The organism is Dyadobacter sp. CY347, from assembly GCF_021502655.1.
GTDB lineage: Bacteria > Bacteroidota > Bacteroidia > Cytophagales > Spirosomataceae > Dyadobacter.
This window is the reverse complement of the sequence record NZ_JAKFFT010000004.1, coordinates 1,430,139-1,453,080: the sequence shown is the minus strand read 5'-3', so window position 1 is coordinate 1,453,080 and position 22,942 is coordinate 1,430,139. Positions and strand designations below refer to the sequence as shown.

General features: G+C 47.3%; 19 protein-coding genes. 8 read left to right on the top strand and 11 right to left on the bottom strand.

Annotation, left to right across the window (positions count from 1 at the left end):
- Nucleotides 1-39: 39 nt before the first annotated feature.
- Genes L0659_RS14215 through L0659_RS14200 form a run of 4 tightly spaced genes read right to left on the bottom strand, consistent with a single transcriptional unit; the run spans nt 40 to nt 5,168 of the window.
- Nucleotides 40-1,743, bottom strand: a complete 1,704-nt coding sequence (locus tag L0659_RS14215) for a DUF4832 domain-containing protein (protein ID WP_235126793.1) — start codon at nt 1,741-1,743, stop codon at nt 40-42.
- Nucleotides 1,706-3,169, bottom strand: coding sequence for an MBOAT family protein (locus L0659_RS14210; protein WP_235126791.1), 1,464 nt, complete (start codon nt 3,167-3,169; stop codon nt 1,706-1,708). The genes L0659_RS14215 and L0659_RS14210 overlap by 38 nt, the downstream gene beginning before the upstream one ends.
- A gap of 26 nt (nt 3,170-3,195) precedes the next feature.
- Nucleotides 3,196-4,146 (bottom strand): hypothetical protein, encoded by a 951-nt coding sequence (locus L0659_RS14205; RefSeq protein ID WP_235126789.1) that lies wholly within the window; start codon nt 4,144-4,146, stop codon nt 3,196-3,198.
- On the bottom strand, nt 4,146-5,168 hold the full coding sequence (locus L0659_RS14200; RefSeq protein WP_235126788.1) for a hypothetical protein: 1,023 nt from the start codon (nt 5,166-5,168) through the stop codon (nt 4,146-4,148). Before L0659_RS14200 ends, L0659_RS14205 begins: the two co-directional genes overlap by 1 nt.
- 309 nt (nt 5,169-5,477) lie before the next feature.
- Between L0659_RS14200 and L0659_RS14195 the strand changes: the two genes are divergently transcribed.
- Complete coding sequence (locus tag L0659_RS14195; protein ID WP_235126787.1) at nt 5,478-5,894, top strand: response regulator; 417 nt, start codon at nt 5,478-5,480, stop codon at nt 5,892-5,894.
- Between the two features lie 12 nt (nt 5,895-5,906).
- On the opposite strand, the gene L0659_RS14190 is transcribed toward L0659_RS14195, so the two are convergent.
- The 4 genes from L0659_RS14190 to L0659_RS14175 form a co-directional block, all read right to left on the bottom strand.
- Nucleotides 5,907-6,713, bottom strand: a complete 807-nt coding sequence (locus L0659_RS14190) for an ATP-binding protein (protein WP_235126786.1) — start codon at nt 6,711-6,713, stop codon at nt 5,907-5,909.
- Entirely contained in the window at nt 6,707-7,123 is a 417-nt protein-coding gene (locus L0659_RS14185) for a PAS domain-containing protein (protein WP_235126785.1), read from the bottom strand. The genes L0659_RS14190 and L0659_RS14185 overlap by 7 nt, the downstream gene beginning before the upstream one ends.
- A gap of 12 nt (nt 7,124-7,135) precedes the next feature.
- Entirely contained in the window at nt 7,136-7,930 is a 795-nt protein-coding gene (locus L0659_RS14180) for an alpha/beta fold hydrolase (RefSeq protein WP_235126784.1), read from the bottom strand.
- A gap of 106 nt (nt 7,931-8,036) precedes the next feature.
- Nucleotides 8,037-8,861, bottom strand: coding sequence for a class I SAM-dependent methyltransferase (locus L0659_RS14175; protein ID WP_255727245.1), 825 nt, complete (start codon nt 8,859-8,861; stop codon nt 8,037-8,039).
- Nucleotides 8,862-8,993: 132 nt separating this feature from the next.
- Between L0659_RS14175 and L0659_RS14170 the strand changes: the two genes are divergently transcribed.
- Nucleotides 8,994-9,683 carry a hypothetical protein gene (locus tag L0659_RS14170; RefSeq protein ID WP_235126782.1) on the top strand — a complete coding sequence of 230 codons (690 nt, stop codon included), beginning with the start codon at nt 8,994-8,996 and terminating at the stop codon, nt 9,681-9,683.
- A gap of 22 nt (nt 9,684-9,705) precedes the next feature.
- Here the strand turns inward: L0659_RS14170 and L0659_RS14165 are convergent, their stop codons facing one another.
- Nucleotides 9,706-10,812: a helix-turn-helix domain-containing protein gene (locus tag L0659_RS14165; protein ID WP_310590705.1), complete on the bottom strand. Its 1,107-nt coding sequence runs from the start codon at nt 10,810-10,812 to the stop codon at nt 9,706-9,708.
- 19 nt (nt 10,813-10,831) lie between these two features.
- On the opposite strand from L0659_RS14165, the gene L0659_RS14160 reads away from it, so the two are divergent.
- The 3 genes from L0659_RS14160 to L0659_RS14150 all read left to right on the top strand — a co-directional run bounded on the left by L0659_RS14160 (nt 10,832) and on the right by L0659_RS14150 (nt 14,614).
- A complete protein-coding gene (locus L0659_RS14160; protein ID WP_235126780.1) occupies nt 10,832-11,278 on the top strand; it encodes an SRPBCC domain-containing protein in 447 nt (148 codons plus the stop codon).
- 85 nt (nt 11,279-11,363) lie between these two features.
- Nucleotides 11,364-13,607, top strand: a complete 2,244-nt coding sequence (locus L0659_RS14155) for a glycosyltransferase family 4 protein (RefSeq protein ID WP_235126778.1) — start codon at nt 11,364-11,366, stop codon at nt 13,605-13,607.
- Nucleotides 13,604-14,614 (top strand): glycosyltransferase family 4 protein, encoded by a 1,011-nt coding sequence (locus L0659_RS14150; protein WP_235126775.1) that lies wholly within the window; start codon nt 13,604-13,606, stop codon nt 14,612-14,614. Before L0659_RS14155 ends, L0659_RS14150 begins: the two co-directional genes overlap by 4 nt.
- Here the strand turns inward: L0659_RS14150 and L0659_RS14145 are convergent.
- Nucleotides 14,603-16,084 (bottom strand): glycoside hydrolase family 130 protein, encoded by a 1,482-nt coding sequence (locus L0659_RS14145; protein ID WP_235126773.1) that lies wholly within the window; start codon nt 16,082-16,084, stop codon nt 14,603-14,605. The two genes, L0659_RS14150 and L0659_RS14145, sit on opposite strands and share 12 nt — an antisense overlap.
- Before the next feature lie 228 nt (nt 16,085-16,312).
- Between L0659_RS14145 and L0659_RS14140 the strand changes: the two genes are divergently transcribed.
- Together L0659_RS14140 and L0659_RS14135 are read left to right on the top strand one after the other, a co-directional pair.
- Nucleotides 16,313-18,949, top strand: coding sequence for a cation-transporting P-type ATPase (locus L0659_RS14140; protein WP_235126772.1), 2,637 nt, complete (start codon nt 16,313-16,315; stop codon nt 18,947-18,949).
- A 24-nt stretch (nt 18,950-18,973) separates the two neighbouring features.
- A complete protein-coding gene (locus tag L0659_RS14135) occupies nt 18,974-21,367 on the top strand; it encodes a phosphoketolase (protein ID WP_235126771.1) in 2,394 nt (797 codons plus the stop codon).
- Here the strand turns inward: L0659_RS14135 and L0659_RS14130 are convergent.
- Nucleotides 21,364-22,038 (bottom strand): BON domain-containing protein, encoded by a 675-nt coding sequence (locus L0659_RS14130; protein WP_235126770.1) that lies wholly within the window; start codon nt 22,036-22,038, stop codon nt 21,364-21,366. The genes L0659_RS14135 and L0659_RS14130 overlap by 4 nt on opposite strands.
- Nucleotides 22,039-22,334: 296 nt before the next feature.
- Here L0659_RS14130 and L0659_RS14125 point away from each other — a divergent pair, with 296 nt between their 5' ends.
- Nucleotides 22,335-22,895, top strand: coding sequence for an AraC family transcriptional regulator (locus L0659_RS14125; RefSeq protein ID WP_235126769.1), 561 nt, complete (start codon nt 22,335-22,337; stop codon nt 22,893-22,895).
- The last annotated feature ends 47 nt before the right edge of the window (nt 22,896-22,942 follow it).

Below are 22,942 nucleotides of genomic sequence, written 5' to 3'. Positions count from 1 at the left end.
CAACAAACATAAAGCTATTTAGCACATGTTTAAAGCTGCTTAAAGCGAAACATTTTTGGAAATCATCACCGAGCGCGGCTTTTCGTCATCGAGCCAGCATAATGTGGCTGTGTATGATCCGGGCTTCATTTTGGCCGGGATTTCTGCATCAAATTCACCAGCCACCGATTTGCCGCCTTTCCAAGACGGCCGGTCATCTTTAAGCGCCACGAGATAAAACCGGTTGGAATTTGCATTTTCCGTAAGGCCCAGATACACATCCTTGCCAGGCACTTCGCCCCCAACATTCATGACTCTGATCGCCTTAACCCGGTGAATGTAAGTTTTGTATCTCGGCAGATCCCCATATTCCGTCACCTCTATCCCCAGATCGCTTCCCGAAGCAGCAGCAGCTTTCCAATTATTGATCACGTTCTTTCCGAAGTATTCAGGAAAATTGTAGTTCTCATAAAATGCGGGGTCAGGATCAGGCAGGTTGTAATACTGGTGCAGGAAGACCCTGTTCCTCGTATAATTGTAGCTATCCGCTTTCAGCCCTGCATCGCTGAAATTTACGGCCCGGTCGTATTTTTTATAGCTGTAAACGCTCAGCACCAATGCAATGCTTATCGCGGCAATCTTGAAAAACACGGCTTTTCGGAAAGGCGCGTTTTTAACCAAAAACAAATAAAAGAGAATGGCCACGCTTACGGAGTAAACCTGAAATCGCGGCGCGATCATGTTTCCGACGCCTTCTGCATATCGTCCGATCATGATCATGGCCATGCTGCCAAGCATTCTTAAAAAGCAGATCTCCGTCAGATCCAGGCTGAATATTTCGGCAAATGAAAAACGATAACGATCCTGTATGCGTGGGAAAAATTTTAATGCAATGAAAGTAATGAGAATGCCTGAACCCAGGATCGTTGAGAGCACTATGCCGTGGGTGTCGGAAATAAATCTGGCGAAAGAACCCGTGACGACAACAAAAGCGTGCGCCATAAGCGGCAGGCTGCTCACTGAAAAGCCGATCTGGCTGGCAGAAGAAAGCTTGAAATCAGTAAAATATATGGCGAGATAAACGGCTGTAAGAACCAGAAAAATCAAACTATGTTTCCAGCGTCTCTGCGTCATCAGCCAGAATATACAAACGGGCATTACGCTGATGCCGTCGAGGTTGGTCAGCGTGGCAGCAATGGCGATGGGGAATGCAAAAAGCCATGAAGCCTTTTTCTCCGGCTGTAAAAAATACAGGCACAATATGGAAAATGCAATGGAAAGCGTGTGCTGGAAAGCGGTAAGACTCCACAAATGAACGTAATAAACCAATGGAGAGAAAAGCATTAAAACCACCGGCAAAAAAAGCGTAATCCCCTTATTGGCAGATCTGTAAACGAGGTAAAAAGCGTAACCTAAGAGGATCAGGTTGAAATAGCCTAAAAGGATCGTCAGCCTGAAATCCAGCGTGCCGCTCAGCAGATAGCTAAGAATAATCCCCAAACGCGGAAAGGTAGACCTGTGGTCGTTTTGCTGCCTTACCAGCGTAGTAAATGGATTGGTATCCCCCTTTTTCAAAACATTTATGGAATCTACGAGCTCCATATCGTCCATAAACGGCACATTAAGCGCATGTTTGAAGATAAAGACTGCGAACGCAATGACCGGAACGGCCATGAGCAGATAAATTAGGAATTGCTTCTGTTTTACCGGGATCACGGTCAGATATCTAGAATTGGAAATATATAAATTGAGGCGTGTTATCAAAAACACCAAGATATAAAATAGCTAGCACGAAGATGGAATAGAAGCTCCAACGAACCCACAGAGGCTGGTGGGAAAGTGAAAGTCTGATGCTTGTTTTCTTCTGAAAATGATGAACCGCTTCCATGAAGACGATGAGCGCAATGGCTGTAAAAAACGCTCTCCGTTTTTGCCCGAGACAAATATTTTCCATAAAATACTGCGTGCTGAAAAACTCCTGGACCGACGGCCAACCTCTTCCCAAACTTTTGACAAGATTCCACATTATATCCGTATTATAATAATCGGCGCGGAAAAAGATCCAGGCAAACGTAACCAGGACAAAAGTAGTCAGCACCTGAAAACCGTTAAAAAGCCGGGGAAACCGGTCCGCTCCGGCTAACGATAGCATCTGTGTCCTCGGCTTTTGGGTCAGCAATGCAAAGATCAGATAAAAGCCATGCAGCGCCCCCCATATGATATAGTTCCAGTTGGCCCCATGCCAGAGCCCGCTGACAAGAAAGACAATGAAAAGATTCAGCAAAGCCCTTGTTCTCCCGACACGGTTGCCGCCCAAGGGAATGTAGAGATAATCCCGGAACCAGGTGGAAAGGGAAATGTGCCATCTGCGCCAGAATTCGGAGATACTTTTTGAGGAATACGGACGGTCAAAATTCTTCATCAGCGTGAATCCCATCACCTGGGCGGACCCGATGGCAATGTCGGAATACCCGGAAAAATCGCAGAAGATCTGGAATGAAAAGAAGACCGCCGCGACCACCAGCGAAGGGCCGGAATACTGCGTCGGGTAATCAAAAACCTGGTTGACGAAAATAGCCAGGCGATCCGCAATGACCACTTTTTTGAACATTCCCCATGCCATCAGCAGCAACCCGCTTTTTACCCGCTCATAATCAAACTGATGTTTGGTATAAAACTGGTGCAGAATGTTCTGGGGACGCTCAATAGGCCCTGCTACCAGCTGGGGATAGAACATTACATAAAGGGAATAGATCCCGAAATGCCGTTCGGCCTTCTGGTTTCCACGGTATACTTCAAAAGTATAGCTCATGGCCTGGAAAGTGTGGAATGACAAACCTACGGGCAGCAATATATTCAGTAAGGGCGTGTCTGTATTGAATGTTGTATTGAGTTCGGCGACGAAAAAATTGTAATATTTAAAGACCGCGAGTACGCCGACGTTTGCAAAAATGCTCAGGATTAAATACCGTTTCTTTTTTTCTGCTTTTGATTCTTCGATTAAAATGCCTGCATAATAGTCGATCACGATGGTAAAGGCCAGGATCAGGATGTAGATCGGCCTGAATGCCATGTAAAAATAGCAGCTTGCAGCAAGCAGCAACATCCAGCGATACCGATGTTCCAGCAGGAAATAGAGGATCGTTACAACAGGGAAGAAAATTAAAAATTCAATCGAGTTGAATAGCATTATAATCTCTTATTGACTTGAATTAATTATTTACCCAGACGAAGCAAAGCACCTGCGACCTTTTCCGTATGCGCATCCCGGGCCTTTCCTTTTAAATGATACACCGTGTCAAAACACAAACTGTCCGGATACACCGATTGCTCGGGCGCCGATAAAATCGTTGCTTTCAAATCCTTTCGATACCGCTCGTCGAGCTTCTCGACAGCCGCAACGGAATTTTTATAAAAGCTTTCCGCAATCGTGGGATAAAGGAAATAGGCCTTTGCCCCTTTCTGTACGAACTGTTCTGTGAAGGCATTCATTGATTCGGCTTGCCCTTCATATGGAAAAAGGCTCGTCGTGTTTGCGCCCGCGTTCACCGTTCGGGTAATGTTGTTGAGATGGCTGATGATATCACCCTGCCGGGTAAATGCCTTGCGGAAATAAATGGAATATGGATCTTCAACCGTTGGGCTCTGGAGAATGATCTCAATGCTTAACGGTGCTTGCAGACGATGCAAAAACTGTGCTTTAAGTTTTTCTGTCAACCCCTGCTTGTAAGTTACAAAGTGCTTATCCTCAGGCACAAAATCCACGACCGAAAGCTGCGATTCGACATCGCCTTTTGGAAAAACATCGTATTCAAAAGACATCATGACAATGTCACCCTTCTTGATGTAGCCCAGCGCATCCGACAAAATAAAGTCCATGCCCAATGGTGCCAGCAGCGCCATATTGACCACTGGCATTCCCGTCATTTTACTCAGCATTTCGGAATTGATGCCAAAAGCCAGGTTGGAGCCTCCTACCAAAACGATTTTAGGCGAAGAGATGGACTTTGCATAATCGTGTTTGTCCAACAGCGCAGCAGTGAATGCATTTTTGGCATAAAAGGCTGTGATGACACGATAAGTTAATTCAATAAAACTGAGTACAATCAGGGCTAAGATGACAGATCTGAACAGAATTTTCAAGCCACGGTCCAAAGTGCTCTGCATTATTTTTTAACTAAATTTTTAAAATATCCGTATGTATGGATCACAGACAGCCATGCTTTTCTCTTTAATGTATCAACAAAATTTGCCCGCGCCACATACCCGGAGAACCGGATCGGTCCGTAAGTTTTCTCGATGTATTCCTTTGCATTCTCCTCGGATCGGTGATACAGGTTACGGTTGTCATTCGCCTGCGTACCGCTGCTGGTGCTGTCGAAAGGAGCATGTTTGGTATAATCTTCCAAAGTTATATGCTCAAACCGGTATCCTTTTTGGTATACATCGTGAGACCACAGCGTTGCCGTGTCCGTCCCGCCCCAGTTACCTCCGTAGCAGCCAATATTACCATTCGGAACCGTTTCCTTCTGGTAACTTTCTACATTGATCATCGCACAGTATTCGTTCAGCCGGCATTCCGGTAAAATATGCACCCGGCCGCCCTTGATTACATTCTTCTGTATCTGCTGACGCGGTGTAGCATAGGCCTCGGTAAGTTCCATGGCTTCCTCGTAGGAAGGCACATAGTCCTGGAATATAAACGGATTGCATTTATTACCCCAATCCCTTCCCGCCGGGCAACTCCAGCATTGGCCTATGGAACCCATCCCGATCAAATTCTCAGGCCCGGACATCATTTTTTCCAGCATCACCCCGATCATGTCGTCGTGGAAAAGCATATCGTTGTGCATGATACACATATACTTTTTGTCCGTGGTTTCCAATGCGTACTGATACATAATGCTTTGTCTCCACCGCGCATCGGTTTTTGCCCTTTCGAGATCCATCACACCCAGGCCAAGATGGTGATGCGGATATTGGATAACGAGGCGTACATTAGGGTCATTCCGGAAGTAATCAATAACCTTAAAGATCCCGATGTAATCTTCATGTGGCTGTTTGCGTTCGCGGGATATATATATCTTGTCGATGTACTGTCCACTATGCTGGATGAGCGACTTAATTGTCACAATGGTTTGATAGGGTTTGCCGTAGAAAGCAATGCCGACATCAACTTGGGGTCTCATAAATCTGATTTTGGAATTTAATACGTAAGAGTTGCCATGCTTAAAGGGCAGCCTGAATTTTGAGCGAAAATAGGAAAAAAAAATGCTACGGCCTTCATACCTGTCCCCGGCAAGTGACATATTGGGATTTGTTCATGCCATCTATTGCTCAATATATCACCTGATCCCGTCGCGTCAAATCTGAATTTTATTAGTAGCTTTGCTTACTAGCGCATATTCTGGCAATTTGTTTTCGGGTTGTTTAAATGCTGTTGTTTTACCTCTCTTTTGTGTTAGCCAGGATGTGAATTGGTATTAAAAAAGATGCAAATGGTCAATGACAAAAGAATAATTTATCTGGTAGACGACGACGATGATGACCGGATGATTATCAGGCAGGCAGTACATCAACTGATGGATTCAGTCAATATTATCGAATTCAGCAGTGGTTATGACTTCCTGGCCAACCTGGTTGGCCAATGGCCTTCGGATCAGACATTGGTTCTGATGGACATTAATATGCCGCGCATGAGCGGTCTTGAAGTGATTAAGGCCATGCAGTCCGATCCGGCCAGCAAGTTCGTCCCCGTCCTGGCGATCTCAACAGCCACAGACAAAACCCTGATCGACAAGGTAATAGCAAGCGGGGCTTATGGCTATTTTGAAAAGCCCGTTACTTACGAGCAGATCGGTGAGCTGGCCACCAATATAAAAGATTTCTATACCAGACATTACGCTGCCAGCTGAGATACCGGAATGTTAATTCGTGTATTCAGGGATTTGTTTCAGGGGCAAAATAATGATAATGCTCGTCCCTTCTCCTGCGCGCGACTTCACTTTCATCGTTCCATAATGGCTTGATATCACCTGTTTGCACAAAGCAAGACCAACCCCCAGTCCCGGTGTCGCTGTATTAAGCTTATTCAGCAAACCAAAAACATAGTCATCAAACCGACTCTCAAACCCAACTCCGTTATCATTGAATTCGATCTTGATATGGTCCGTGTATTTGTACTTTGAGAGATGGTTTCGATAGATATTTTCTTCGGAAATAACAGCGGTTACCTCCACCATCAATTCGCGGTCAGGAGATTTGTTTTCAACCGCATTTTTTAATAGCTCATAAAAAACCCGTTTTATCTGCGTTTCCCGGCCATCAAAGTCGGACATTTCACCAATCCTGAGATCCAGATTAGCAAAGTTCTGATCGCTCATTACCTGATCACGTGCCTCCATGATGAGTTTTGCAGGTTTCAGCAATGTGACCGGATCGGCCGCATTACTTACCTGCACAAAGTCCAGCATGGAGCGCATCATAAATCTCAGCCGGGTGATTGATTTTCTTATTACAGTGAGGTGCCTGAAATCCTCGGTATTTTCCGGGATATCGACCTTACGCATGAAGGTGTCAAAGAAAAGATTGATTTTACGAATGGGTTCCTGCATATCGTGCATGAATATTTTTCCCATTTGCAAATATTCCTGACTACGCTCGCGTAAGACGGAAATTTTTCTATCCAGCTCAAACTGGTTTGATTCCAGCTCATCTTTGAGCCTGTTTAACATGCATTTTCGTCCAGCGCCTTCTGTTGGACACGGTTGATTTCAAGCAGCTGCTCTTCATACTTGCGCCGCTCCCACACCGGCACAAACACGCAAACGTAGCAGACGGGATCAGCCTCAGCCTGTGTTTTAGCATTGACCATCACCGGGATAGGGCTGCCGCTGCTGGGTTTCAGGGTAAGAAATATCTCACTAGCCGCACCATTTAATTTGAGTAAAGGAAAAAAATGGGTCTGGTGGAAGATCCGGCTTGATATGGTAAGGATTTTCTCAATGCTTTGCCCCAGGAGTAAATCCGGCTGGTAACCAAGCATGGAACATAGCGTACGGTTTACAAATGTCATCGTCCCCACTTCATCGAAAACGACGCAGCCGCAGGGTAAGTCCTGTAAAATGTGCTCAGCTTGTTCCAAAAGGAAATAGATTTATAAATCAAGAAACTCCTTCATCAGCTTCACCGTCTCCTCCGGAGCGCTCAGGTGCGGGCAGTGCCCTGTTGCCTGCATGAGCCTGTAAACGCTTGTACTCATTTGCCGGTGCAGGAACTCACCGACCTGCACGGGTGCGATGATATCCTGTGAGCACTGCAGGATCAGGACCGGGTGTGTCACATTGGGTAAATCCCTTCGGTTGTCAGATAAGAAAGTAACCTGCGCAAATTGCTTTGCTATAATCGGGTCCGTCGAGCAGAAGCTTTCTGTTAGCTCTGCCCCTAGTTCGGGACGTTCGTCATTTTGCATGATAGCAGGCGCCAGGAAATTGGCCCAGCCAATGTAATTTTTTTCCATTGTCCCCAGAAGCTCTTCTATATCCTGGTGCTGAAAACCACCGGTGTACTCATGATCATCGATATACCGGGCAGACGGTCCGATCAAAATCAAGCTTTCAAAACAGTCTGGTTCTTTGATTGATGCCAGCACCCCGATCATGCTGCTAACCGAATGGCCGACAAAAACACACTTTTTCAAACCAAGTTCCAGGCAAATGTCAATGACGTCCTGGGCATAACCATTGAGGTTACCGTAACGTTCGTAATTATACGTGCTCACGTCCGAATTACCGCTTCCAACATAGTCGAACAGCACAATTTTATAATCCTGTTCGAATGCCGGCCAGATGTAGCGCCACATGTTCTGACCACATCCGAAGCCATGCGCAAAGACCATGGCTTGCTCACCCTGGCCAAATACCCTGACGTTATTTCGTTTAATTACACTCATATTTAGCCTAAAACCCAAATATAGGCTTTAAGCCTCAGAATAGTTAGGTCTGTTCATCAAATTGCAGAATCAAGATGTGAACAGACCTAAGGAATAAAATTAATCATTAACGCAGAACCGTCACTTTAAGAAATGTGGCGGGGATGGAAGTTGAGTTGCTGTCGGGACTTTGGTTCTGGCTTTCGAATAAACTTTCCAGCTCACGCTGAAGATCTTCTTCTTTACCATTTTTTTCGGCTGCTTCAAAAGCATTCATCGTCGGGCCGTAGAATTTCCTGAATGTTTCCAGAAAAACTGCTGGAGAATAAGGTGCCTGGAATGTGAATGTCTCCCTTTCGAATGAAATGTTCCCGGGCGATGCGCCAGCTGCCACGAAACGCTCTGTAACATTGTTTTCAACACCCCAGAGCATCGGGCTGACGAAACCCTCCGGCGGTGCCGGCGTGTAGGCAGAGCTTACTCTGAGTATTTGAGCGACCAGTGTCGGATCGCCCGGGATCCAGTTACCCATTACGATTTTCCCGCCCGGACGGGTCACACGGAACATTTCCTTCGCCACATCGAAAGGCTGAGGCGCAAACATCGCCCCGAAAATGCTGACAACCACATCGAACGTTGCGTCCGGAATGTCATGCAGATCAATGGCGTCGCCTTCCCGAAATGTAATGTTGGTCAAACCTTCCGCTTTTGCCCGGGCGTTGCCCGCTTCCACCAGATTTCTCGCAATGTCGACGCCCTGAACATTAGCGCCGAGCTTGGCTGCGGGGATAGCCGTAGTGCCATCGCCGCAACCCAGATCCAGAACATCAGCGCCTGCTGTAATCCCTAATTTCGCGACCAGCGCGGAACCGCTGTCCCGCATGGTTGCAGCCAGACGGGTAAAATCACCCTTTTCCCAAAGTGCTTTGTTTGCATTCATTTTAGTTTCCATTTTAGTTAACAGATAATTGTTTACCGTAAAATAAGAATGTCCGCCGTAACCTTCGGGGACGCTTGACTAAATGTAAACAGTTGATTATCATTATTATAACGTATCTCAACAAAACGACTAAACGGTAACGTTATGAAAGCAAAATCGACTATCGGCAAAGCAATCTCTATTGGTACTGTATGCGTTTTCGGCATCGTGCTATCGTGTACGGATCACGAAATCCCGGAAATCCCGAATTTTCCCGAATCTGAATGTATGCTGGCAACCAATGCCGCAGTTTCCCGTGCTTACCCCTGCGAGTTCAAGATTGAAAAACTGACATTTTATGACAAAGACGGCGCAGTGATCGGCGAGGTTACGCCAATAACGAGTGAAATCACATTACCAAGGTCAGCAGCCAAGGAAGATTCCAATCCATCTGCCACGGCCGTAAATCAGGTCGGCTTGTTGACATATGACGTAACAGCTACAGTCAAGCGGATCGCGACGCCATCATTTCCGGTTGTAGCGGGATATCAATTGCGTTACACACGGCATACATCTGGTGTGCTTGCGCTAACCACGCCAGGCGAAAGCTATCAGACAGGCACATCTGTTCCGCTCGCCATCCCGCTTGGTGGAACGGCGGAACAGCCCTTTGAGCTATCCTATCTTTACAGGCTCGACGATTCAGGTTCCGGAATAAAACCAGTTACTTTCAATGGCCTAACTGCCTTTCTGATCTACAACGACGCCACCGCCGAAGAGCTCGACGGACACCCTAGCGCCATCGGCAATGTTGCAGAAGCGTATATCAAAATCATCACGAAATCGGGAGAATAAGTGATTTGAATAACCCACTATCCTAATAAGCCCTGCTGTTGTATTTTGAACGGTATTCCAGCGGGGAAACCCCCGTAATTTTCCTAAACACCTCCCGAAACGCTTTCATGTCCGAATATCCCGTTTCATACATTACTTCCTTGATGTTTTTGGAATTGGTTTCGAAAGATTTTTTGGCTGCCTCCATCTTTACGCGCTGGGCATACTCGGTTGGCGTGTTGCCCGTTGCTTTGATAAATCGCCGGTCGAAGTTTCTCCTGCCTACGGCAAACCTGGATGCCAGCTCGGTAACGGAAATCTTATTTTCAACATGCTCTTCAATATAGGCTTGCGCTTGCCGGACGACATCGTCATCGTGCGATTTCTGACCGGCAAAAATGATAAAAGATGACTGGGCTTCCCGGTCTATATCAATCTGAAAAACTTTGGAGCAAAAAATGGCCGTTTGTCTGTCAAAATACTTTTCAACCAGATAGATGATCAGGTTAAGGAATGAATAGGCCCCGCCATTAGTATAAATCCCGTTTTCGTCGGTGATCAGCCTGTCTACCTGAACATTAACCTGCGGAAAGCGCGTCCTGAATGTTTCGGCAAACGCCCAATGCGTAGAGCAGGATTTCCCGTTTATCAAACCCGATGAAGCGAGCAAAAAAGCGCCAGTGCAAATGCTCGCAATCTCAGCGCCGCCCCTATACTGCTCTTTCATCCATTGAATCAAAGCCCCGTTCTTTTCAACGGCCTGCTGAAATTGGTGGTTCAGAGACGGAATGATGATGAGATTTGTTTTTGAAACAGCCGAAATATGAACGTGCGGCCTGACGGAGAACAAACCATCGTGAAAATCTACCTGGCTGGATAACCCTGCCAACTGGATCTGATATAATTCCCGGTTATGTAATTCCTTATAATAGACATTTGCCCTTTTGAAAATTTTATAAGCACCAACAATACTGCTTAAATTATTCTCTCCGTCAGGAACAAGGATCGTGATCTTCTTCATCTTTTTGAATGCAAGATAGAAATACACATTGTCCAAATCAACCCGTCGTATTGTCCATTTTACACTGTTATAATATCCTGACAAGCAGATACTTTTGGGGAGCTGAAAGCCAGCAAATACATTTACCATAACCAAAACCCCCAGTATTATGCCAGATATCTTACACAGAGTCGGGATCCGATCACAGTCTATGCAACCTGTTTATCATGCCTTGACAACCCAGGCAGGACTTGCCGGTTGGTGGACGAGTAACACGCAGGGAGAAGGAGACCAGGTGGGCAACATTATTGAATTCAGATTTGGCGCGGGTGGCTTCGATATGAAGGTCGCCGCGCTCGAGGAACCTAACACGGTGTTATGGGAACTGGCAGATGGACCACCGGAATGGATGGGGACCACTATCAGCTTTGAATTAAGGCAAGAGGATCAATACGTTATCCTGATTTTTAAGCACGCCAATTGGAAAGAGCCGGTGGAATTCATGCATCATTGCAGTACAAAATGGGCGGTTTTTCTGCTGAGCTTAAAATCTCTGATCGAAGAAGGAGAGGGCAAGCCGGATCCGCGGGATATCAAAATCGACAACTGGAATTAAACATAGCCATTTGAGCACGTATGGGCCGCCAGGGCAACAATGCGGGATAATAAGGTTAACTTAGAGGAAATCAACTCCGCACTTTATGAAGATTTCGTTTATAGGCACCTTCCCGCCCAGGGAATGCGGAATTGGGACTTTTACAAAAAATTTGTTTGATGCAGTCGTAGCTGCACCGGGCATTGATGGCCCGAATAAAGCAATAGTCGTTGCTATTGATGACAATGGACAACATTATGACTATCCCAAAGAAGTAAAACTCACAATCCGGCAAGAGGAACAGGGCGACTACCTGGAAGCAGCCAGTTTCATCAACATCAGCGGAGCCGATATATGCGTGCTCCAACATGAATTCGGCATTTTTGGCGGCCAGAATGGCATTTATATCCTGCCGTTACTTTACCGCCTCAAAATCCCTCTGATCGTCACATTGCACACGGTGCTAAAAAATCCGTCGTATAACGAACGGGCGGTAATGATCGAGATCTGCAAAATAGCGCAATGCGTGGTGGTCATGAGCAAGACGGCCGTAGATATGCTCATGGAAGAATACGGCGTGGCCGAAAGCAAGATCAGGCAGATCGCTCACGGCGTCCCAGATATCCAGTTTGACCAGCTGGCGGCTAAAAAGGAATTTAAACTTTCGTCCAAACATGTGCTGCTTACCTTCGGGTTTATCGGCAGAAATAAAGGCATTGAAATCGCGCTGAAAGCCCTACCGGCTGTGGTTGCCCGCTATCCGCAGCTCGTTTACATTGTGTTAGGAAAAACACACCCGAATGTAATCCGTCACGCCGGCGAAGAATATCGTATCTATTTATTAGGGCTGGTCAAAAAGCTGGGCATAGAAAAGCACGTGATTTTCATGAACGAGTTTGTGGATCAGACGGAGCTCTTTAAATATCTTTCGGCTTCTGACATTTACATTACACCTTATACCAATGAGGCGCAGATCACAAGCGGAACACTATCCTATGCCATTGGCGCAGGCTCCGCAGTCATTTCGACGCCTTACTGGCACGCTGCCGAGCTGCTTTCCGAAGGCCGGGGCAGGCTGTTCCCCTTCAACGATGTGCAGGCGCTGAGCGATATTTTCCTGGATCTGCTGGACAACCCGGACACGATGAAGGAATTGCGTAACAATGCGTATAACTATGGAAGGGAGATCACCTGGCCCAAGATAGGTGCCAAGTATGCAGAACTCGCGGAGCAAATCGTAGCCGAGCAACCCGATGTGCAGGTTGAAACGGAAACCATACTGGACCTGCTGGCATTGCCGCCGTTTTTGTTAGACCACGTGCAACGGCTTACCGACGACACGGGCATTATTCAGCATGCCAAGTACGGCATTCCCAACCTGAAAGAAGGCTATTGCCTGGATGATAATGCTCGCGCGCTGCTCATGGTGCTGATGACCTACAAAAGGAATAAAAATCCGCTTGCGCTTAAACTGTCGCCGACTTACCTTAGCTATATCAATTATATGCAGAACCCGGACGGCGCATTCCGGAACTTCCTCAGCTTCAACCGAAATTTTCTGGATGAAGTGGGATCGGAAGATTCGTTTGGCAGGACGATCTGGGCACTGGGTTACCTGCTTGGAAATGCACCGAATGATGCCTATTACCAAACCGGAAGGGAAATTTTCTTCGACGCATCGCCCAACTTTGTGAAACTGCAATCCATCCGCAGCATTGCAAATACAATGGTAGGGATTTGTTATTATCTGAAAAGCAACCCGACCGACGATGGGATGATCGAGGTGCTCCGGCAATTGACAAACCGGTTAATGGCAGACTATAAGCTAAACCGCACCGATGAATGGCATTGGTACGAGTCGCTGCTAGCCTATGACAATGCTTTTTTACCACTCGCGATGCTGCATGCTGCCGAGTTTCTGAACAATGAAAATGTCAATCAGATTGCATTGGAAAGCATGGATTTTCTTTCGGGAATCACCCTGAAGAATGGTTATCTTTCTATTGTAGGGAATGAAAAATGGTATCAAAAAGACGGAGAAAGTTCCATGTTTGCTCAGCAGCCGCTGGATGCGCTGGCCATGGTGCTCATGTTCCATCAGGCGTTCCGGCTTACGAGCGACCAAGCTTATGTTCAGCAGCTTAACACCTGTTTTATGTGGTTTTTAGGTGAAAACGATCTTCGGATCAGCCTGTACGACTTTGAAACAAAAGGTTGCTGCGACGGCCTGGAAAGATATGGTGTAAACCGCAACCAGGGAGCAGAGAGCACACTGGCTTACCTTATTTCACATCTGAGCGTTCTGGAAGCCTTCGAAGAGCTGACCAAGTTGAAATCAGCGCATTCATGAGGGTAGCGATCTTATCTTCGATTGCCTGGCGAACGCCGCCGCGTAATTATGGGCCGTGGGAGCAGGTTGCGTCCTACCTGGCCGAAGGCCTGGTGGCAAAAGGCGTTGACGTCACGCTGTTCGCCACCGCGGATTCAATCACCGATGGAAAACTGGATGCTACATGCACTGTTCCCTACGCAGAAGATCCAAATGTCGACCCTAAGGTGGTCGAATGCTTGCATATCAGCAATTTAATGGAAAAAGCAGATCAGTTTGACCTGATTCACAACCATTTTGATTTTCTGCCGCTGACCTATTCCAGGCTGATTAATACGCCGATGCTCACCACGATACATGGGTTTTCTTCGGATAAGATCAAGGAAGTTTACCGAAAATATAACCAAAACACACATTACGTTTCCATCAGCAATGCCGACAGGGATGCGGACCTGGACTACGCGGCAACGGTTTACAACGGGATTGACGACACCGCATTTCCCTACATCTCGGTCCCAGATGACTATCTGCTATTTTTTGGAAGAATTCACCCGGACAAAGGCGCAAGCGAAGCCATACAGATCGCCCGCGAGAGCGGCCGAAAACTGCTGATCGCCGGATTGATCCAGGATGAAGGTTATTTCAAACGCGAAATTGAACCGCATATCGATCTCAAAACCGTGTTTTACTGCGGAAATGTGGGCCCGGAAAAAAGGAGCACCTTACTGGGAATGGCCTATGCGATGCTGCATCCGATCAGTTTTGAAGAGCCGTTCGGACTTAGTGTGGCAGAATCAATGCTCTGCGGAACACCGGTAATCGCTTTTAACCGTGGTTCTATGCCCGAATTGATACAACATGGCAAGACAGGGTTTCTGGTCAATTCTGTAAGTGAAGCCGTTGAGGCTGTGGAACTTGTGATGCAGATAAATAGAAAGGACTGTGCCGATTGGGCACAGTCCATGTTTTCAAAGGATAAAATGGTGGAAGGTTATCTCGCTGTTTACGAATCCATTTTACGCAGGTAACCCCACATTCTTAGTCAATTCCTGCAACAGATCTTTCAGGTCAACAACCACATAGGTGGATGCATAGTCAGACATGGCATACGGGATGATCAGGCTTTCGTTGTGAATCAGCGCACCGCACGAATACACGACATTGGGTACATAACCTTCCCTTTCCTGGCGGTTCGGGATCAGCAGGGGCTGGCTGAGCCGTCCGATCTCGATCTCAGGATTGTCCAGTTCAAAAAGCGATGCGCCCAGCACATATTCACGCATAGGCCCGACGCCGTGGGTTAAAACAAGCCAGCCGGCTTCCGTTTCCAGTGGCGACCCGCAATTTCCGATCTGCACGAATTCCCAGGGATATTTGGGCGACTGGATCATGGTTGCCTGCCGCCAGACGCTGATGTTATCGGAGAAAGCAATGTAATTGTTGACGCCGTCTATCCGGCAAAGCATCGCGTATTTACCTTTGATTTTCCTTGGAAAAAGCGCCATGCCTTTGTTCTGGGCAATTTCTCCATGAATGGGCAAAACTTTGAAATGATAAAAATCGCTGGTCATCAGGATTTTCGGCAGGATCGAAGTTCCGTCATAGGCTGTGTAAGTGGCGTAGTAGATCGGCTCGTTGTCGTCCTGCTGAAACCGGACAAAACGGGCATCTTCAATGCCCCGCTTTTCGGTGTCGGCTATTGGAAAAATAACCCTTTCCGAAATATCCGTGTCCAGGGAAAAATCCATTTCGTAATGCGATGACGCCAGCCACATGGTCTCACGCAGGAAAATGCGGCTCGGCATGTCGAGTTCAATGGCCTTACTCGTTTCATCCACATAGCGTTTCAGCTCTTCGTAGGTAAAAGTCTCTGTAAGCTTTTCTTCGATCACAGGATATGCAGCATTTTCCGGGTTCTGCATTTCCCCCAGCTTGGCCAGGAATGATTTCTTTTTGTAAATATGGTTGCGGACATGCGCAGGCGAATCCAGCATTCTGCCGGGAGGTTCTACGGTGATCAGGTTATCCCGGTCAATGATGGCGGACCTGAAAACTATGGAAGAAATATGGCCTTCACCCGTTGCCCTGAAACTTAAAATAACCCGTCGTTCGTCGGATCCGGTGCCCGACTGGTCCGGATCTTCTACGATGGATGGATTGAAAAAAGCAGCGGCTTCAATGGAATATTCCATCGTAAAATAAGAACCTATCAGCATTTGCTCTGTAGTTCCCACTTTCTTGGAATCAATGCCCATGGACCTGAGCACAGGGTGAAGCTTGTGAAAATGACGCTCGAATACTTTCAGGATATTTCTGTGCCGCTTTGCGTATTTGCGTAAAACATTACTTAACACCTGCTTCTGTTCCTGCTCGGAGAGGTTAAGTATCGCAGTAATTAATTGTGTAGCCCTTTCATCGCTGCTAAACAGAAACCGCGCGATCACGCGGCTTGAATCGGGTTGAAAGACAATGTCCTTCCTCGTAATGTTAATTGACATTTTAATTTTTTTGGTAGGATCCACCGATTGACTCACAGACCTGGAATCGCAAACTTTTAGTGTTGAAGCAGATTGTAGAACAAGTTAGGCAATTGAATCCATGGGGTAAGCTAATAATTACGAAATACCGTCATGCATTACAGTGAATGGTTTTTGAAATTGGATTAAAACAAAAATTAAGGTTTCTAATTGCCTACCTTTAAGTAGAAGACATCCCGCGATCAATATATGACTGAGAACACCGGCAACCTTGACCGCACCGATCCGAAGAACGGCTTATCCAGCGAAGAAGCAAATGAAAGGCTCCGGCAATTCGGATTAAATGAATTGGAACAGGTAAAGCCCGAAAGCGTCTGGTCCATTCTGCTGCGGCAGGTTAACAGTGTGATCGTGTGGATCCTGGCAGCCGCGGCCGTCGTATCTTTTTTCCTTGGTGATGCCCTGGAAGGTTATGCTGTCATTGCTGTAATCCTGATCAATGCCATTACAGGTTTTGTACTGGAATATAATGCGCGGCAATCCATGGAAGCATTGCGCAAACTGGATATGACGCCGGCAAGGGTTTTGCGCAACAAACTCATCGTGGAGATCGCTTCCGAACAGGTCACCATCGGCGATATCCTGATCCTGGAAGCTGGCGATCTGGTTCCTGCGGATGCTGTGATCCTGGAAGTTAACCAGCTTACGGTCGACGAATCGGCACTTACGGGCGAGTCGGTCCCTTCTGCCAAAACCACGGACGCTTCACCGGAGGATGCTCCGCTCGGAGACCGGCATGACCGGTTATTCAAAGGAACTGCTATTACCAATGGCAATGCCAAAGCAATGGTAACCCACATTGGCCAGACCACCGAGCTGGGCAAGATTGCAACAATGGTGAACGAGGCCACGCGCACGGCTACACCGCTGGAAGCAAAACTGGATTCACTGGCAAAAGTCCTGATCTGGGTTACACTGGGAATGGCCAGCTTGTTCCTGATTGTAGGTTTGATAAGGGGACAGGAAATTAAACAGTTGATAGAAACCGCTGTCGCATTGGCCATTGCGGCTATTCCCGAAGGCATGTCGGTGGTTGCTACCGTGGCGCTGGCTTATGGAATGCTTCGGCTGGCTGAGAAAAAAGTGATTGTTAAACGCCTTTCCGCAGTGGAAACGCTGGGCGGAACCAATGTTATTTTCACAGATAAAACAGGGACATTAACCCAAAACAAAATCGAAGTCCATGCACTGCGGGTTGCCGGAAACGACCTGACTGTTCGCCTGAATGCCGACAATGCAGCGGGTCAAACATTGGAAGTTACCAAAGGCGATCAGGACCTCATCCATTCGCCCGACCTTGAAATGCTTGCCCGGATCGGTGCATTGGTGAATAATGCGCAATTGTCGTCCAGTAAATCCGAAAGGAAAGAATTAGGGGATCCGGTCGAAATCGCATTGCTCTCGTATGCGCGTGCAGCCGGGATTGATCTGCATAAACTGCATCAGGATTACCAGCGGCAAGCCGAACAGGCATTCAGTTCCGACACACGCATTATGGCAACCCTTGACCAGGTTGGCTCAGAATATTTCATTGGTGTTAAAGGCGCAGTGGAAGAAGTTTCCGCGCTTTGCCATTGGAATAGTCAGGAAGACCGGGATAAAGAGCTCGAAATTTCAGAACAAATGGCCGCTGACGGGCTGCGCACGCTTGCTTTTGCTTACAGACAATCCAGCAACAAACCGGAAAAGGATTTTACAAAAACAGAAAAACTAACCTACGCAGGTCTCATCGGATTTTTAGATCCGCCACGGAAGGAAGTCATCAAGTCGCTCAATGCTTGCCATGAAGCGGGCATTAAGGTGATCATGGTCACTGGTGATCATCCTGCGACCTCACTTAAAATTGCCAAGCAGGTTAACCTCGTTGAAGCGGAGGAGCAGCTCGTATTGACCGGAAAGGACCTCGAATCATTTGATTTCTCATCTTTGGAAGATCAGGAAAAGATGATGGAATGCCGCGTATTTGCCAGGGTTAACCCGGCACAAAAGCTGGATATGATCGATTTTTACCAAAAACAGGGAGACATTGTGGGCATGACGGGCGATGGCGTGAATGATGCTCCTGCATTGAAAAAATCGGATATAGGCATTGCAATGGGACTGCGTGGAACAGCTGTGGCTGCCGAAGCTGCGGATATGGTGTTAAAGGACGACTCGTTCGCTTCCATCGTCCACGCGATCGAACAGGGAAGGGTTATTTTTGAAAATATCCGAAAGTTTATCTTATTCCTCCTGTCCTGCAATATGAGTGAGATTTTCGTGGTCACTTTTGCAGGCTTCCTGAATGTAGGCAGTCCGCTCCTGCCCTTGCAGATCCTTTTCATCAATATCATTACCGATGTATTCCCCGCGCTGGCGCTGGGTGTGGGGAAAGACAATAAAAATGTGATGAAATCCGGCCCCCGCGACCCCAAACAGCCCATCCTGGAATTATCCGACTGGAAGCGTGTCGTGTTTTATGCGTTGGTGATGACGGGTTCCGTGCTGGGTGTATACTGGTATGCGATTGACCGGCTGGGGTTAAGTGCGGAAGAGGGAAACACCATCACATTCTATGCGCTTTCGCTGGCCCAGCTGCTTCATGTCTTCAATTTATATTCCGGAAAGCTGCGGTTTTTCGACAATGAGATTACGCGGAACAAGTTTATCTGGATGGCACTGGCCCTGTGCATTCTGATCATGTTCATAACCAATTATGCTCCTTTTTTCAGGCAGATATTATCGTTGGAGGAACTCAGCCTCCAAGCGCTGGAACTGATTTTGGCAGCCGGTTTTCTACCCGTTCTGGTGAATCAAATGCTCCGGGTTTTCTTCCCGGTTAAATAAGGTATATCATTTAAAATAAAGATTATGGAAATGAAAGATGTTGGTCTTGAAGGTAAATCTTTATCACCCGAACTGTTAAGAAAAATGAATGCTTACTGGCATGCGGCCAATTATTTGTCCGTCGGCCAGATTTACCTGTACGGAAATCCGCTGCTGAAAAAACCGCTGACGCTCGAACATATCAAGCCCAGGCTCCTGGGACATTGGGGAACTACGCCCGGACTGAACTTTATCTATGTCCACCTCAACCGCGTGATCAGGCAGAATGATCTGAACATGATCTACGTGGCTGGCCCCGGCCACGGCGGCCCCGGACTCGTGGCCAACACGTATCTGGAAGGGACTTACAGCGAAGTTTACCCCGACATTACCGAAGATGAAACGGGCATGCAGAAACTCTTCAAACAGTTTTCATTTCCCGGCGGCATCCCGAGTCACGTAGCGCCGGAAACGCCCGGCTCCATTAATGAAGGCGGGGAACTGGGTTATTCGCTGGTCCATGCATTCGGGGCAGTTTTTGACAATCCTTATCTCATCGCGGCTTGCGTGGTAGGCGATGGCGAGGCGGAAACAGGTGCACTGGCGGCGAGCTGGCATTCCAACAAATTCCTGAACCCGGCACATGACGGTGCGGTGCTCCCGATCCTGCATTTGAACGGCTATAAAATCGCCAATCCGACGATCCTGGCCAGAATTCCGAAAGAAGAATTGGAACAGCTTTTCCGGGGTTATGGCTATAAACCTTACTTTGTGGAAGGCGATGATCCCGAAACCATGCACGAATTACTGGCCTCAACCCTGGACATTGTGGTGGAAGAAATAAGGGAGATACAAAGCAATGCGCGGGTATATGGATTCAAAGAGCGGCCGATCTGGCCCATGATCATTTTCCGTACGCCAAAGGGATGGACGGGACCTAAAACCGTGGACGGTTTACAGATCGAAGGCACCTGGCGCGCGCACCAGGTCCCGCTGGCTGAGCTGTCGGGTAAACCCGAGCATGTGCAAATGCTGGAAACCTGGATGAAAAGTTACAAGCCAGAACTGCTTTTCGACGAAAACGGCAAACTGGTCCGCGAGCTGGCAGAGCTCGCGCCTGAGGGAAACCGGCGAATGGGCGCAAATCCGAGTGCCAATGGCGGTGCATTGCTTATGGACCTGAAAATGCCCGATTTCCGCGATCATGCCGTAGCTGTGCCCACGCCCGGAAACATCGAAGCGGAAGCAACTTCGGTAATGGGGAAATTTCTTCGGGATGTGATGAAAGCCAACTGGCACGAACGCAATTTCAGGATCTTCGGGCCGGATGAAACATCCTCTAACCGGCTTTCACATTTATTTGATATAACCGGAAGAACCTCAACGGCTGAGATCATAGAAGGCGATAACCACATTTCCCCCGATGGCCGGGTCATGGAAGTTTTGAGCGAACATCTTTGCCAGGGATGGCTGGAAGGCTATTTGCTGACCGGAAGGCACGGATTGTTTTCCTGCTACGAAGCATTTATTCACATTGTGGATTCCATGTTTAACCAGCATGCCAAATGGCTGAAAGTTTCGCGGGAGCTGCCGTGGCGGAAGCCGATCGCGTCGCTGAACTATCTGCTGACGTCGCACGTGTGGAGGCAGGACCATAACGGGAACAGCCATCAGGATCCGGGTTTTCTGGATGTTGTAGCGAACAAGACAGCGGAAATTGTGCGCATTTACCTGCCCGCGGATGCCAACACACTGCTTTCAGTTACAGACCATTGTCTCCGGAGCAGGGATTGTATCAATGTGATCGTCGCAGGAAAACAACCTGAAATGCAATGGCTGGACATGGACTCTGCCATCAAACATTGTTCCGCAGGGCTAGGCATCTGGAAATGGGCCAGTAACGATGAGGGCTTTGAACCGGATGTGGTCATGGCCTGCGCAGGAGACGTTCCTACGCTCGAAACCATTGCGGCTGTCCAGATCCTCCGGGAACATTTACCTGAACTGAAAGTCAGGGTGATTAATGTGGTGGACCTGATGTCGCTCCAACCGGAAAGCGAACATCCGCATGGCTTGAATGATAAGGATTTTGATATGCTTTTTACTAAAGATAAGCCCATCATTTTCGCATTCCACGGATATCCGCTCCTGATCCACCGCCTCACCTATCGCCGTACCAACCATAAAAACCTGCACGTGCGCGGCTACAAAGGGGAAGGCACCACCACAACACCTTTTGATATGGTGGTGCTTAACGACCTGGACCGGTTTCACCTGGTAAGCGACGTGATCGACCGGCTGACTGACTTAGGCTCAAAAGGCGCGTATATCAAACAATATCTGCGGGATAAGTTGCTGGACCACAAGGCCTACATTGAAATGCACGGAGAAGATATGCCTGAGATTTTAAACTGGAAATGGACATCATCCCCCGTTTAACTTACCAGCGAATATTCATATTCCACAACCAGCTCGTTATCGACAAGCTCAACGCCGGGCGCTTTCCATGCCTGGCGTTCTGCTTCGTCCCTTTCGTACCAGGAGCCCACTGTGCCGGTCAATAGGACCGTATTGTTGGAAACGGCCACATGAATGTCCTGTTCCTTGATAGACCAGTTCCGTGCAAGTGCACGCTCAATGTCTTCTTTCTCAACCTCGTCGGTTGAATCGGATTTGATCACAATGTTGTTTGAAATCCCCCGGATACCGACCAGTTTCTGGATCAGCTTGGCAGCTGCGTCTTTCTGGTGGTTCCATTGGAGTTCACCTTCCAGTGTAACCCAGCTCTTTTCAATTTTGACTTTAATCCGCTCACCCGGGATTTCATGGTTCAATTTAAATATGCTTAAAATCTCATCGGCAAGCTCATGATTGTCGCGGCTTTGCAGGTTTCGCGACGTTTTGACGTCAATCTGCTCAATCACGACCCTTACGCCTGCCACATTTTTTGCGGCATTTTCTGCTTCGGATTTTTTTGCGTAACTATCCACTGTGCCCAGCAGCGTTATCACACCGTCCCTTGCACAAACGCCAATTTCGGCGGCTGCCAATAACGGTTCCCATTTGATGGCGTCCCGAACGTCCTTCTGCAACTGCTCGTTGGTTTTCATTATTCCTGCTAGTTTTAACCGTTAAAGTGTAATTATGAAGTAAAGGTCTGTAAACCAATGAAGTATCAGTTACACTCTAAATGGAAAATGTTACATTAATCACTGATTGACACACCGCTGTATCGAGCTCATTTTGACGATACACTCGGGAATCTTTTTCATTGCACGCAACTGACATTCATCAGGTTAATGTATGAACGATGTCAACTTTAACTAACCATATAGGCATTACCTTCACTCAGGTCTGCGATAACATCCAATGCATCAAGGAAATAATCAACACTTAACGCATCATCATGATTCTTTACATTAAAAATATGGTCAGTCTGAGGTGCAAGCTTTGCGTTAAAGATGAGCTGAGAAGACTGCGGATCGGCTTTTTAAAGATCGAGCTGGGAAGCGTGAATCTGACGAAAAACATCACTGCCGACAAGCAACAGCATTTGAAAGAACGTCTTGCAAAATCGGGTCTGGAATTAATTGAAGATAAAAAGAGCATCCTGATCGAGAAGATCAAAGGCGTCATCATTGAAATGGTGCATTTTACCGAAGATATGCCCAAAACCAATTATTCAGATTACATCAGTAAAAAGCTGGGTTACGACTACACTTATTTGTCCAATCTGTTCACCGCAGCAAAAGGCATCGACATTCAGCATTACATTATCCATCACAAGATCGAGCGGGTCAAGGAATTGTTGCAATACAAAGAATTGAACCTCACAGAAATATCATATATGCTCCATTACAGCAGCGTGTCGCATTTATCCAACCAGTTTAAAAAAGTGACGGGCATATCCCCTTCCGTTTACAATCTTAGAAATCAAAACCGGACCTGGAATCTTGAAAATATTTGAAAACTGCTTTACACGTATTTCTCCCCAATATAAAAAACAAATCCCTC

Bases quoted from the DNA above. Each gene is read 5' to 3' on its own strand.
- L0659_RS14155 (WP_235126778.1), top strand. From the start codon at position 11,364: ATGAAGATTTCGTTTATAGGCACCTTCCCGCCCAGGGAATGCGGAATT.
- L0659_RS14160 (WP_235126780.1), top strand. From the start codon at position 10,832: ATGCCAGATATCTTACACAGAGTCGGGATCCGATCACAGTCTATGCAA.
- L0659_RS14205 (WP_235126789.1), bottom strand. From the start codon at position 4,146: ATGCAGAGCACTTTGGACCGTGGCTTGAAAATTCTGTTCAGATCTGTC.
- L0659_RS14190 (WP_235126786.1), bottom strand. From the start codon at position 6,713: ATGTTAAACAGGCTCAAAGATGAGCTGGAATCAAACCAGTTTGAGCTG.
- L0659_RS14135 (WP_235126771.1), top strand. From the start codon at position 18,974: ATGGAAATGAAAGATGTTGGTCTTGAAGGTAAATCTTTATCACCCGAA.
- L0659_RS14170 (WP_235126782.1), top strand. From the start codon at position 8,994: ATGAAAGCAAAATCGACTATCGGCAAAGCAATCTCTATTGGTACTGTA.
- L0659_RS14165 (WP_310590705.1), bottom strand. From the start codon at position 10,812: ATGGTAAATGTATTTGCTGGCTTTCAGCTCCCCAAAAGTATCTGCTTG.
- L0659_RS14180 (WP_235126784.1), bottom strand. From the start codon at position 7,930: ATGAGTGTAATTAAACGAAATAACGTCAGGGTATTTGGCCAGGGTGAG.
- L0659_RS14150 (WP_235126775.1), top strand. From the start codon at position 13,604: ATGAGGGTAGCGATCTTATCTTCGATTGCCTGGCGAACGCCGCCGCGT.
- L0659_RS14140 (WP_235126772.1), top strand. From the start codon at position 16,313: ATGACTGAGAACACCGGCAACCTTGACCGCACCGATCCGAAGAACGGC.
- L0659_RS14145 (WP_235126773.1), bottom strand. From the start codon at position 16,084: ATGTCAATTAACATTACGAGGAAGGACATTGTCTTTCAACCCGATTCA.
- L0659_RS14195 (WP_235126787.1), top strand. From the start codon at position 5,478: ATGGTCAATGACAAAAGAATAATTTATCTGGTAGACGACGACGATGAT.
- L0659_RS14125 (WP_235126769.1), top strand. From the start codon at position 22,335: ATGATTCTTTACATTAAAAATATGGTCAGTCTGAGGTGCAAGCTTTGC.
- L0659_RS14210 (WP_235126791.1), bottom strand. From the start codon at position 3,169: ATGCTATTCAACTCGATTGAATTTTTAATTTTCTTCCCTGTTGTAACG.
- L0659_RS14200 (WP_235126788.1), bottom strand. From the start codon at position 5,168: ATGAGACCCCAAGTTGATGTCGGCATTGCTTTCTACGGCAAACCCTAT.
- L0659_RS14130 (WP_235126770.1), bottom strand. From the start codon at position 22,038: ATGAAAACCAACGAGCAGTTGCAGAAGGACGTTCGGGACGCCATCAAA.
- L0659_RS14175 (WP_255727245.1), bottom strand. From the start codon at position 8,861: ATGGAAACTAAAATGAATGCAAACAAAGCACTTTGGGAAAAGGGTGAT.